Below are 13,071 nucleotides of genomic sequence, written 5' to 3'. Positions count from 1 at the left end.
TTTAAATTGAATCATTATTCGATGTGTTGGAGAGAACATATGGATATTAGTGGGATACCGTCCCCGAGTAATTTAAAGCCTCAAATATCAGCTCCTGTGGTTCCTACATCCATTGAAATGCTTGGTGTACCTGAGGTTGTGATTGAAAATTTATTACTCAAACACCTGTCCGCTTACCCTAAGTCAGATGTATTGGATCTATCTAACTATTTATGTGTGGTTACACATATTGTAGAAAATGGACTTGCGGTACTTAGACAAAAATCATTCATTGAAGTTTTTCAACCAACTTCAGCTTTAACGTTAGACTCATCTTCACACAGCCGTGTCCGTTATTCACTGTCTGAAAAAGGCATAGAAGAAGCGGATTTAGCTTTCACTCGAGATGCTTACTTAGGACCTGTTCCTGTATCTCTCTCTCAATATAGCAATATTGTGAATCAACAAGATTTGCGCTCTGAATTGGTTACTCGACCGCATGTTGAAGCGGCTCTTAGTGACGTCTACGGAGTCGACAGAATGATATCAGTGTTGGGACCTGCAATTAATTCCGGCAGGGCTCTACTTCTTTATGGGCATGCTGGTACGGGGAAAACGTTTGTAGCAACACGTATCGTCAATGCTTTGCATACTTCGGTGTTTATCCCTTATGCCGTTTACGCCTTCGGTAATATTATTAAAGTTTTTTCTACGCAACATCATAAACCGCTAGACAGTAACGGTAGTGAAACATTGGTTTCTCTCAAAGATCAGTACGACAAGCGTTGGCTCAATTGTGAAAGACCCAATATCCAGGTGGGTGGAGAGTTGACCATGGATATGCTCGAAGTTAATCATTCTGAGAACAGCCGAGTTTGGCTAGCGCCTTTACAAATGATGGCAAATAATGGGATTTTGGTTATTGATGACCTCGGGCGTCAACCAATGCCAGTGGACAACCTCCTTAATCGCTGGATTGTACCTATGGAGCACTACTTCGATTACTTATCGTTACCGAATGGACAGCAAGTTACGATGCCATTTGTGCTCACACTCGCTTTCTCTACCAACTTAAACCCGGATAAGATCAGTGACCCAGCGTTCTTGCGTCGGTTGGGTTATAAAATTGAATTTAAACCTCTTTGCCAACGAGACTATGAAGCTTTATGGATGAGTGTCGTTTCTGATAAAGGGGTAGAACTTCAAGATGGTTTTTTTGAGCGATTGTCTCAAATGCACACGCTATACAAAGTGCCGCTTTTCCCTTGCTTACCTAAAGATCTCGCTGGTATTAGCAAAGATATTCTTTCATTTGAGCAACTCCCGCCCGTTATTACTTTCGATATTCTTTCCATGGCATGGGAAGTCTATTTTACCTCTGATGGACACGAGGAAGAAAATAATGAATAAGAGTCAGGTATTCCTATTGTTTTTACTGTCCGTAGTATTCGGCTTAGCGGCTGTATTTTTTGCTAAGCAATGGATGGATAACCAAGTTCAACCGACGATCGAAGTTGAAGAGGTTGAACGTCACCCGGTTGTAGTCGCATCTCAAGAAATTGAAGCTGGAACCGTAATTGAAGATCAGTACTTAACGACGAAGCTGATGGAAGTGGATTGGATCAATGAAAATAATTACTCAGATCAAAACGAGCTAATTGGAAAAGTTGTCGCCAATACTATCTACGCAGGAGAGGTGCTTCATAAGTTGCGCTTTACCGTTCCTGGTGAAGGTTCAACACTCGCTGCGTTGATTCCTGAAAATAAGCGAGCAGTAACTATTCGAGTCGATGATGTTATTGGTGTGGCAGGGTTTCTATTACCAGGAAACAAGGTCGATATTCTTAATACCGTTTCCTATGGCAAAAACTCTGCGGCGACTCGAACAGTGTTGAAAGATATTAAAGTGTTAGCCGTAGACCAAACAGCAAGAACCAAAGAAAACAGCCCTATCATAGTTCGAGCGGTAACACTTGAGGTGACCCCAAAAGATGCAGAGAAGCTTCTTACGGCGAAGAGCAAAGGCAGTATTCAGCTTACCTTAAGAAACCCTCATGAGGTTGATAAAAAAGTCGTTCGTCGATACGTGCCTAGACCCAGTGTCACCATTATCAAGGGTACGGAAACATCCAGTGTGCGCGTCAAGGATTGAGGTGAGATATGAGAATTATATTAGCGTTATTTTTGAGCCTGATTTGTTTTTCGACCGCAAGTGTTGCTGCATTGCAAACGGGAAAAACAGTGACGGTTCCACACCATAAATCTACACATGTGGTGTTATCAGGCAAAGCGAGCAAGGTTTCACTTGGTGATCCTGATGTTTTGGATATCGTAATTTTAAAATCTAACGAAGTGTTTTTGATTGGTAAAAAGTTAGGTGCGACAAATCTGATGGCTTGGGATTCACGAGGACAGTTGATTGAGTCGATTAATATCGAGGTCACTCATGACTTAAATAGTTTGAAGTCCAAGCTGTATGAGTTTCTTCCTGATGAGACTATAGAGGTTCACAGCGCGCAGAATCGTTTGTTACTGAGTGGGCAAATTAGCAACCAACAGAAGATGAATGTTGCCATGCGAATTGCTGAAACTTACGCAGCAGGGCAAGCTGCAGACGACTCTAAAGAGAGTGGTAGTGAGCAAGTTGCTGCCACCGGAGTCATCAATTTAATGTCGATTGGTGGCGCTCAACAAGTCATGTTAGAAGTGACGGTCGCCGAGGTTCAGCGAAGCTTAGTGAGAAAGTTCGATGCCAATTTCCACTTCTTCCAGACCAGTGGCTCTAACTTTTCATGGGGTGCATCATCGGTTCCTGCTGGTGTATTAGGGGCTACGCCTGTCTTTGATATTCCAACCTCTACTGATTACGGGATTTTAGGCTCGTTCATTGATAGTAATACCCTGTTTACATTCGCCCTGGATGTAGCAAAACAGAATGGTGTAGCGAAAGTATTAGCTGAACCTAACTTAACCGCATTAAGTGGATCTAAGGCTGAGTTTTTAGCGGGTGGTGAATTCCCTATCCCTGTGCCAGATGAAGATGGTATTACGATTGAATATAAAGAGTATGGGGTCGGTCTGAAATTTATCCCAACGGTTCTGAGTGATAAAAAGATCAATCTAAACTTGGCTGTGGATGTGAGTGAAATTGCGAACAGCAGTTCATTGACTATCGACCCTGGTTCGACGAATGCGACGTATTTCATCCCTCCAATCACACGTCGAAGTGCCTCTTCTACGCTTGAACTTGCGGATGGACAAACTATTGGTATTGCGGGGCTTCTGAGTGAAAACGTGCGGGACGTCAGTAACAAAATGCCAGGTATTGGGGATGTGCCAATTTTAGGTCAGCTCTTCAATAGTCAAGAGTATGTATCTGGCGAAACAGAGCTTGTCATTCTTGTTACGCCTAGGCTCGCTAAACCCGTAGACAGAAGCAAAGTCACACTGCCAACTGATGCCTTTGTTGACCCGAATGACCTGGAATATTACTTGTTAGGTAGAAGCGCTTATATTGCTGAGCCTTCTGATTCTGAAGACAACAGTAATGTAAGTTCTTCTAAACCTATCACACCAACTGATGGTGGTAGTGAAGGTTCATTCGGTCATGATTTGTAAGGAGATAGATATGATTAGAACAATGATGGTCTTTCTCGCACTGGTATTAGTTGGTTGTGCGAATGACGCGCCTTTAGGGCAGTCGGTTGTTCAGTTGAAAGTGGAACAAACGTACAACCCGAACGCGACTCAAGAGAACTTGGAAGTTTTACCTGATGGGACTGGTGAGCGTATGCAAGCTAGTTATGACAGCTATGTGGGCAAAGGTGATGAGGATCTTTCCGGAAATAATAGCCAGGTTTTACAAAGCTTTAATTAGCGTGGAGGTACTTTATGTCGTATCAAGTATCAAATAGTCCCAAGAAGCCGGGAGGTTTGGTGGTCATCTTTGTGACCATTGCGTTACTCGTATTCCTTGCGGTGTCTGCTTTGGCGGTGGACATCAACCATATGCTAGTGAATAAAACGCGCTTACAGAATGCGGTTGACTCCGCTGCATTGGCTGCAGCCACTATATTGGATAACAGCAAAGACCAGGCTGCGGTATCTGCAGAAGTTACATCAACATTGAATGCTATGGCGGGAGCTTCTGGTAATCATGAATTTAATTTTTCTACAGCAGTGGTAAGTGTTGAATACTCCAATGACCCTCAAAGTTTTGCGGGGACAACTACGTTTGGTGCTGATGATGATGTTTATGTTCGCGTTAATGTTAGTTCACTGGATATGGATGAATTTTTCATTCAGATGTTTGGTTTAGCTAAAGATGTATCGGCAACAGCGGTTGCTGGGCCTAGTTCTGGACTGCAAGTCGTCAACAACATTGTACCTATTGGAGTATGTATTGGTGATGGAACTTCAGATAATGACATCAATGAAGACGGCTATGATGATGCGACCGGTGAAGCAATTACCAATGTATTTGGCTATGAAGTAGGAACCGTTCATGCTCTAAAAGTGGGTGATAAAAAACTGTCACAAATGGGGAATGGTAACTATCACTTGCTGGACTTTGGGTCTGGGGGAAAAACAGTAAAAGAGGCGTTGGCTGGTTATTACGACTACTCCGTAGCTATTGGCGATAGTGTCACTACCAAGCCCGGGGGAACTGTCGGCCCCACTGCTGATGGGTTGAACACTCGCTTTGGTGATTATGGTGGTGGTTTATCAAGTTCAGCTTATCATTCTGATTATGTCACTACCGAGCCTAACTCCCAAATTAAGATAGATAAAAAAACGGGCGACATTAATTTTGATGGCTCTTATACCTATGCTCAATATGAGTCAGACACAAACGCATGTATTACAAACAATGGTTCGGGTTGTGTTTCTGGTGGTACAGCATGGCGACGCATTCTTCCAATTCCGATGGTCGATTGTTCGGGTAAAAGTGGTGGAGTAACCAGTTTTACCGTGCAGAAAATAGGGTGTTTCTTCTTATTGCAAAAGGCACCAAGTAACAATTCAGGAACCCCAGCAGTATTTGGTGAGTTTATACATTCTTGTAGTGTCGCTGGTGGCTCTGGTGGTTCTGAATCATCAACTGAAGGTCCATACAAAATTGTTTTGTATAAAGACCCTGATGGGGGAGGCTCTTAGTTATGAATAGGAAATTAAACAAGCAGCAAGGTCTCGCAGCTATTGAAATGATGATTGCAACACCAGTTTTATTGTTTTTCTTAGTGTTGGTTCTTGAGTTGGGAAACATTCTAATTCATTACAATGTGATATCTAAATCGGTTCAAAATGGGGCTCGATACGCAGTTAGCGAAGTTTATGGAACACAAGGTGGAGCATTGGCGCCGACTGCGGAAATTCAAAACATCGTGGTTTACGGAAAAAACACGGTAGGTACAGCCATACTTTCTAGTCTTGCAACTTCTGATGTGGTTGTTACTCCTCCCACTGCGGACAGTTATGTGAGAATAACGGTGAATTATGAGTATGTTCCTCATTTCTTATCTGTCCCATTTTCATCTGAAAGTTTATCAATTCCCTTGAGTGTGTCGTCCGTGATGAGGGTTTTTTGATGGAGTCAATCAAGAAACATAGCGGTTTAGCCATCATCGAATTTACGATTGTTTCTTGGTTGGTGTTTTTGCTGATTTTTCTGATTCTAGCTTTAGGGGCTTACGTATTTTCATTGCAGATTGTTAATGAGGCGACCAGAAAAGCAGCTAGGTTAGCGACCGTTTGTTACGTGCTAGATCGCGATAACATTGCGGGGGTTGTCGTAGAAGACATACCACTACTAGGCTTTAGTGATAGTAATTTGGAGGTCGCGTACTTAGATGCTTCTGGCGTTGAAATTACTTCTGATTTCGAAGCGAACCTGAGTGCGATCAAGTTTGTTAGAGCAAGAGCTATAGGTTATGGCATTCAACTGATCAGTAACCTAAGCTTTTTAGGGGCCAATGGTTTTCTTACTGCCCCTGCGTTTGAGACAATTTTACCAGCTGAGAATTTGGGTGTGATAAAGGCTGAAACAAATACTAGGACAAGGTGTCCGGAACCAGTACAGGGTGGGTAGTATGGGCGAAGCAATTGATATTTTACCAAGTGAAGACGATGCGATTCGCCTTAAAACCAACTTGAATGTATGGCTTATCTATAGCAACGAAAAATTTCATGCACATATGAGACAGCAATTAAAACGCTGTCGAAATGTTCATATCGACTCTTTTTCTTTGCTAGGTATGACTGAAGAGTATGTGAAAAATATAGATGCTCCCGATCTTATTTTTGTTGAAGCAAGTGGTGGTTGGGCTCAGAAAATGGTGGATCTTCAAAGCTACAACCTACAGTTAGAAGAGCATGATTTATCTTTAGTTGTGTTTGGTGATGAGAGTGATAACGGCTCATTGAAAATAGCGCTAAGACTTGGTGCTTCTGATTTTCTATCTCATGACATTTCAATTTCAGGTCTTTTACCGCTACTTAAGAAAACTGCAGCGGAGAAAATTGAAAACTCTAGTTATGGTGAAGTGTTTTTATTTATCAATACTAAAGGTGGTATGGGGGCGACAACCTTAGCGCTCAATACAGCCGTAGAAATAGCAAGTTATCACCCGAATGAGGTGCTGTTGCTTGATATTGATCTCCAGTTTGGTGTTATTCCAGAATATTTGAATATCACGCCGTCCTACAGTATTTCGGATGCCATCGACAGTTCTAATGATTTGGATGAAATGTCGTTAGGAAGTTTAGTGAACAAGCATACATCTGGGTTGCATGTTTTAAGTTTCAAGCATGAAAACAACGCGGATGATTATGAGCACGCCCAGAAAATTGGAAAGTTATTACCTGTACTACGCCGTTTCTATCGCTACATTATCATTGATTTCTCTCGAGGCTTGGATCATATCTTTGCTTCGGCTATCTCCCCTGCGACTAAGGTGCTACTTGTTGCTCAACAAACCTTAGTGTCTGTTAAAAACAGTAACCGTTTAGTAAGAACGCTGAAGTTTGAGTACGGATTACAACAAGATGCAATAGAGATCATCGTAAATCGTTATGAGAAACGACAAACCATTAAATTATCGGATATAGAACAGACCGTTGGAAAGCATGATATCCATTTAATGCCTAACGATTTTAAAGTGGCACTAGAGAGTGCCAATTTAGGTCAGCCTTTGGTTGAGTCAAAAAAGAAGAGTTCGATTACACGGTCGATCATCGATTTATCTCACATCCTTTCTCCTCCGGAACAAGAAGAGAAGAGTTGGCTCAAAAAGATATTTTCATAGATTGTTTGTTCTAAGCATATAGATGAGGGATCGTTATGTTCTTTAAACGAAAAAATATAAATCCGGAGTTTGAAAAAAAAGCAGAACAATTTTCGCAGCAGGAGAGCGAAAACGTTGCTGCCTTTCCTCAAGGTGATGCTAGTGATTCAGTTGCTTTAAAAGGGCTAGATGCCAGAGAAGAACAAGAAAAATCGGTTAATGAAGCAAAAAAAGTCTTAGAACAAGAATTATCAATTAAACACTATTTCCATAAGCAGCTCTTAGAAACACTCGACCTTGGTTTGCTTTCTAGCCTTGATAAGGAGCGTGCTAAAGTCGACCTCCATGAAGCGATTGTTCAGCTAATGGCTGACGATCAAAGTCATGCCCTGAGTGCTGAAGGTCGAAAAAGAGTTATCAAGCAAATCGAGGATGAAGTGTTTGGACTGGGGCCGTTAGAACCGTTATTAGCAGATAAAACGGTATCCGATATTCTCGTGAATGGACCTAAGAGTGTGTTCGTTGAGCGAGGGGGGAAATTGGAAAAGACACCCTATACTTTCTTAGATGACCGACACCTTAGAAACATCATTGACCGTATTGTTAGCCAAGTGGGGCGTCGAATTGATGAGGCTTCTCCAATGGTGGATGCTCGATTGGCCGACGGTTCTCGTGTGAATGCGATTATCCCACCTCTTGCTTTAGATGGCCCATCGGTATCCATACGACGTTTCGCTGTGGATAGCTTAACTATGGATAATTTACTGGAGTATAAATCAGCCTCTCCACAAATGGCTAAGTTTGTAGAGGCTGCAGTGAAAGGTGAGCTTAATATCTTGATTTCAGGAGGGACGGGGTCAGGGAAAACAACCACACTGAATATCTTTTCTGGTTTCATTCCTCGAGACCAACGAATCATTACTATAGAAGACTCTGCCGAGTTACAACTTCAACAACCCCATGTTATTCGCCTAGAAACCCGCCCTGCTAATTTAGAAGGGAAAGGGGAGATTAGTCAAAGAGAATTGGTAAAAAACACCTTACGTATGCGACCGGATCGAATTGTGGTTGGTGAGGTGCGTGGTAGCGAAGCTGTCGATATGTTAGCGGCTATGAATACTGGTCATGATGGATCTCTTGCCACTATTCACGCCAATACCCCCCGTGATGCTCTAAGCCGTGTTGAGAATATGTTTTCGATGGCTGGTTGGAACATTTCTACCAAAAACCTCAGAGCGCAGATTGCTTCTGCTATCCATTTAGTTGTGCAGATGGAGCGGCAGGAAGATGGTAAGCGCCGTATGGTGAGCATTCAAGAGATAAATGGTATGGAAGGAGAGGTCATCACGATGTCTGAGATCTTCCACTTTCAGCGTCAAGGTGTCGATGAGCATGGCAATATTTTAGGTTATTACACAGCAACCGGTGTGGTGCCTCAGTCTCATGACCAATTGGTGAAGCGTGGTCTTGATTTGCCGTTTGAACTCTTTACCGAATCACATAGCTGAGGAGCGGATTATGGATAGCGTAACAGTTTCATTGGTTCTATTGTTTGTTGCGGTGTTGTTTATTTCACAAGCCTTATTATTGCCAGCTGCCGGAAAAAAAGCTAAGCACAAAGAGTTGACTCGTCGCTTAAAAGAGACACAAAGAAATATTGATGAAGAGAGTTTGTCGCTCTTAAAAGATCACTACAACAAAGAACTATCACCACTTGACCGGAAGTTGATTGTCATTCCTTTCTTTGCAGACCTAAAACGTATGCTGGAATTGGCGGGGCTGAAGATCACTTTAAGTCGCTTCTTATTGATTGTGTTCTTGTGCGCCACTTTGTTGGCTTTGGTTGCTTTAGTATCAAATCAAGTGTGGTTCATTTGTGTAGCGGCTTTTGTCTTTGCTTGGGTTGTTGCTTACTTGTTTGTTCAAAACAGAGTGACATACAGAATGGCACGATTCGAAGAACAGTTACCAGAAGCTTTGGATATTATCAGGAGAGCTTTACAAGCAGGTCAGCCATTGGTTCAGTCTTTCAATGAGGTGGGTGAGGAGATGCCTGAACCTATTGGCGTTGAATTTAAGAACACCTACAACTTGTTGAACTACGGTTACGATTTGAGGCTCGCTATTATGCAAATGACAGAAAGAGCACCCACGGTTTCGATGTTGGCTTTTTCTAGTGCAGTCATGCTGCAGAAAGAGACTGGGGGGAATCTCTCTGAGAATCTGCAAAAAGTATCTGAAGTACTGAGAGCGCGTTTTAAACTAGAAAGAAAAATCAAAACTCTCTCTGCTGAGAGTCGGCTTTCTGCCTGGATACTGACTCTTTCTCCCTTTGTTCTGTTTTTCGGCCTTAAATTCGTAAACCCAGAATACATAGAACCTTTGTATACCGACCCTAGAGGAATATCGATGGTCAGTATTGGGGTTATTTTGTTGGCTATTGGGACGTTGTGGATAAGAAAAATAATAAATATCGAGATATAGATTATGGAATTCTTTGATTTAGATGTATGGAAGCAAGCACTCTCTGAGTTCGGGATCAGTAGCCAAGCCTTACTGTACGGGATGATCTTGCTGACCACTATGTTACTGACCCTCACGCTTGGTTTTCTTTTTGTAGGCACTCGCTCCCCGTTGGATAAAAAGCTAAAGCAGATATCCAGTGGTCGTCATACGAGTAGTCGAAAACCTTACGATTTTACCAATACGTTAGAGTCGTTAACGCCATTTATTGGACGAGGGAATAAAAAAGACAACGAAACTTACTCAGAAAAACTCATGCATGCCGGATACCATGAAAAAAGTGCGCTTTCTGTCTTTTATGCTTTCAAAGTACTTTCAGCCCTTGTCGGGTTTGTTTGTGCATTTATGGTGTTTTATTTAGCGATAGGGGGCAGTTACAACAACTTATTGATCGTGACTTGTATCTTTGTCGGTACGTTTTTACCCAATTTTATATTGAGTAAAATGCAAAAAGATAGACAGAGAAAGATCAAGAATGGTGTACCAGATGCTCTTGATCTGCTGGTGGTTTGTACAGAGTCCGGTCTTGGTTTTAATGCTGCGCTAGGACGAGTTGCTAACGAACTATACATTTCACAGCCCGAACTTGCCGATGAGTTGGATACTGTTTTTGCCAAGATACAAGCAGGTGTCACCATGCCAGATGCTTTGAGTCAGCTCGTTGAACGAACGGGACTTCATGAGTTAGACGGACTCGTATCCTTGCTGTCTCATGCCTCAAGAATGGGGGGGAGCTTGGCGCAAACTTTACGAGACTATACCGAAGATTTTCGAGATAAGCGGCAACAAGCTGCGGAAGAAATTGCAGCAAAAATACCCACTAAGATGTTATTTCCTATGTTGTTATTTATTTGGCCTTGTTTTTTTATTGTTGCCCTAGGACCAGGGATGATGATTGTTATGGACGCATTGAGTGCGCCAGGAGTCGGTTTATGATGCTAATGAATAGAATGGTTTTACTTTTACTGCCGTTATTAATTTTAGGGTGTGCCTCTTCTGATGAACCAACCAATCAGTTTGATGCCGAGTTGTATTCGGGGAAGCCAATTGACACCTTAACCAGTGACGATCCCCCTGTCAGTGAAAAAGAAGCCGTTATGCGCGGTGATGTAGCTTTAAGGGATAACAATATCGATTTAGCTCTTTACGAATACATTCGTTCTCTGTCTTTTCCTGAGCAAGAGTTTCACGATAAAACGTTGTTTACTATCGGCAGGATTCATTCATCGAGAGGCAACTATGCACTGGCTGAAAAAGCGTATCTGGCGGCATTAGATTTTAACCCGGCGCATACGGAAGTGCTGGAGCAGTTAGGCGTGTTATATACCAAACAGCGTCGTACAGATGAGGGAAGAAGCTATTTCTTTAAAGCGATCAATGCAGACCAAGTTCGTTTAAAAAGTAGTAGCACGATTAAAAACTACCAAGCGTTAAATCAAAGTGAAGTAGCCGCTTTGAAGGTTGACAGTATGTCTCCTGCATCAGCCTTTATGGGTATTGGCGTGCTGGAAGATGTCGATGGAAAACATCAAATCGCACAAGAATACTTTAAAAAATCGCTTACTATCGATAAGACATCAGTGAAAGCTCTACTGAATATGGGGTATTCCCATTACATGTACGGTAACTACAAAGAAGCGTATCAATATACTCGTTCGGCTTTAGAGATAGAACCGAACAATGAAAAGGCTCAAAACAACCTTGCGCTCATTTATTTGGCATCAGGTGATGTGAAAAAAGCGATAAATGTGTTTATGCGTCATATGGATGCACCTGAAGCTCTGAACAATGTAGGGTATTTTTTAATTATTCAAGGTCGACCAGATGAAGCCGTTCCTTACCTTCAACAAGCTATTGATAAGAAACCCTCTTATTACAAAATCGCCAATGAAAATCTGAATAGAGCGCTATCAGAGGTAAGAGAGATGAAGCAATAACTACTTAGCGCCAGTTTTAGTGCAATGAAAAGGATCTTTATATTGCCTAACCGTGAAAGTTTTAATAAAGATGTCATTGTAATCTCTATTTTTTGGTTTGCCTGCGCATCAGTGATACTGTTTTACAAGTGGGAAGCAGTATCCGCACTCAATCTAAATGATAACGATGATTATATGCGTTATGTTCAGTTCCAAGCGTGGATGAAAAGTGGTCATTGGTACTTAGAACCGATGAGTAATTTCAATGCTCTCGATGGCATTATTATTCATTGGTCTCGGTTTCCTGATCTAATGTTATCTATAGTCGCTTTCCCATTGCTATTTATAATTGATGATAGTCTTGCTTATTCAATCTCGATTTCTGTTGTGCCATTGTTTTACTTGTTACTTTACGCATTATCATGTTTCTATTTATGTGACCAATACTTTGGGAGCAAATATCGTTTCATAAGTATGATGTTTGCTATTTCCTCTCCTTCAATTATTCATTTCCTGCCAGGTTCTATTGATCACCATAATATTCAACTTATATTAGCAGCACTGTTTCTTTCAGTTACACCTCTTACTACTCGTAATCTCAATCAATCATGGCGTGTTTATATACAATCCACTTTCCTATCTTTATCTTTGTGGACGGGTGTGGATAATCTATTGTTGTTTTTTCCGTTCTTTTTTCTTTATACTGTCTATTTCAGTTTTTTTAATAACGGATACTTTAGTTATATCTCCAAGCTATACGCTACTTGTACGGTTTTGTCATCTATTACTGTTTTATTGAATAGGCCTTACGATGAGTTTTTTGTTTTAAAATATGATGAAGTATCATTTATTATTATAATATTATTCTTTAGTGGTTGGTTGTTTGTTCATTTTTATCACAGGTTGGCGAGTAATGATAAGAGTGTAATTGAAAGGGCTTTCCTGTTTATTACTCTTGGTTTATTGTGTTTACTTCCTGTTTTTATTGTTTACCCATCACTTACTAGTGCTTTATTAATTGATTACCCTCCAATACTTAAGATGTATTGGCTTGATCAAGTCACGGAAGCTAAATCTGTTGCTAGTTATATATCAACCCATGGTTTATTTTCTGTTGAAAACTATGCGTTGCTATTGGTTCCCGCAATTCTATCCCCGATATTTAAGTTAAAAAACCACCATGCAATAATATTGTACATCATCTTTATGTTTAATTTATTTCTTGCGCTATTTTGGCAGATTAGAATAATGAGGCTGTGCTTTGTTTTAGCTGCACCTTTTCAAGCATACTTTATTATAAAATTGTCCGATGTTGTTAGGGCGTGTTGATCTTTGCTGTACATTTCGCGTTCAACAATACATCGGTAGCC

General features: G+C 41.3%; 12 protein-coding genes and 1 pseudogene. All 13 read left to right on the top strand.

Features of this window, described 5'->3' with window-relative positions:
• The first annotated feature begins 39 nt into the window (after positions 1 to 39).
• Positions 40 to 1,389: an ATP-binding protein gene (locus AB6C75_RS12085; RefSeq protein WP_372107880.1), complete on the top strand. Its 1,350-nt coding sequence runs from the start codon at positions 40 to 42 to the stop codon at positions 1,387 to 1,389.
• Positions 1,382 to 2,131, top strand: coding sequence for a Flp pilus assembly protein CpaB (cpaB, locus tag AB6C75_RS12080; protein ID WP_009847499.1), 750 nt, complete (start codon positions 1,382 to 1,384; stop codon positions 2,129 to 2,131). The genes AB6C75_RS12085 and cpaB overlap by 8 nt, the downstream gene beginning before the upstream one ends.
• Before the next feature lie 8 nt (positions 2,132 to 2,139).
• Positions 2,140 to 3,597, top strand: a complete 1,458-nt coding sequence (locus tag AB6C75_RS12075; RefSeq protein ID WP_102257765.1) for a type II and III secretion system protein family protein — start codon at positions 2,140 to 2,142, stop codon at positions 3,595 to 3,597.
• A complete protein-coding gene (locus tag AB6C75_RS12070) occupies positions 3,587 to 3,856 on the top strand; it encodes a hypothetical protein (RefSeq protein ID WP_032555265.1) in 270 nt (89 codons plus the stop codon). The genes AB6C75_RS12075 and AB6C75_RS12070 overlap by 11 nt, the downstream gene beginning before the upstream one ends.
• A gap of 14 nt (positions 3,857 to 3,870) precedes the next feature.
• The gene (locus tag AB6C75_RS12065; protein WP_372107879.1) at positions 3,871 to 5,136 is read left to right on the top strand and encodes a pilus assembly protein TadG-related protein; all 1,266 of its coding nucleotides are present in this window, start codon (positions 3,871 to 3,873) and stop codon (positions 5,134 to 5,136) included.
• A 2-nt stretch (positions 5,137 to 5,138) separates the two neighbouring features.
• Positions 5,139 to 5,567, top strand: a complete 429-nt coding sequence (locus AB6C75_RS12060) for a TadE/TadG family type IV pilus assembly protein (protein ID WP_009847495.1) — start codon at positions 5,139 to 5,141, stop codon at positions 5,565 to 5,567.
• Positions 5,567 to 6,067 (top strand): TadE/TadG family type IV pilus assembly protein, encoded by a 501-nt coding sequence (locus AB6C75_RS12055; protein WP_009847494.1) that lies wholly within the window; start codon positions 5,567 to 5,569, stop codon positions 6,065 to 6,067. Before AB6C75_RS12060 ends, AB6C75_RS12055 begins: the two co-directional genes overlap by 1 nt.
• 1 nt (position 6,068) lies before the next feature.
• Positions 6,069 to 7,283 (top strand): AAA family ATPase, encoded by a 1,215-nt coding sequence (locus tag AB6C75_RS12050; protein ID WP_009847493.1) that lies wholly within the window; start codon positions 6,069 to 6,071, stop codon positions 7,281 to 7,283.
• A gap of 35 nt (positions 7,284 to 7,318) precedes the next feature.
• Positions 7,319 to 8,770, top strand: coding sequence for a CpaF family protein (locus AB6C75_RS12045; RefSeq protein ID WP_009847492.1), 1,452 nt, complete (start codon positions 7,319 to 7,321; stop codon positions 8,768 to 8,770).
• 10 nt (positions 8,771 to 8,780) lie between these two features.
• Entirely contained in the window at positions 8,781 to 9,746 is a 966-nt protein-coding gene (locus tag AB6C75_RS12040) for a type II secretion system F family protein (protein WP_372107878.1), read from the top strand.
• Positions 9,747 to 9,749: 3 nt separating this feature from the next.
• Positions 9,750 to 10,721, top strand: coding sequence for a type II secretion system F family protein (locus AB6C75_RS12035; protein WP_009847490.1), 972 nt, complete (start codon positions 9,750 to 9,752; stop codon positions 10,719 to 10,721).
• The gene (locus AB6C75_RS12030) at positions 10,718 to 11,722 is read left to right on the top strand and encodes a tetratricopeptide repeat protein (RefSeq protein WP_372107877.1); all 1,005 of its coding nucleotides are present in this window, start codon (positions 10,718 to 10,720) and stop codon (positions 11,720 to 11,722) included. The genes AB6C75_RS12035 and AB6C75_RS12030 overlap by 4 nt, the downstream gene beginning before the upstream one ends.
• Positions 11,723 to 11,746: 24 nt before the next feature.
• Positions 11,747 to 13,024: pseudogene (locus tag AB6C75_RS12025) on the top strand (hypothetical protein); the annotation flags it as partial.
• Positions 13,025 to 13,071: the final 47 nt, after the last annotated feature.

Origin of the sequence: Vibrio sp. 10N.237.312.B06 (assembly GCF_041464685.1) — a bacterium.
GTDB lineage: Bacteria > Pseudomonadota > Gammaproteobacteria > Enterobacterales > Vibrionaceae > Vibrio > Vibrio tasmaniensis_A.
The sequence above is the reverse complement of the archived record's forward strand: the minus strand, read 5'-3'. Positions and strand labels throughout refer to the sequence as shown.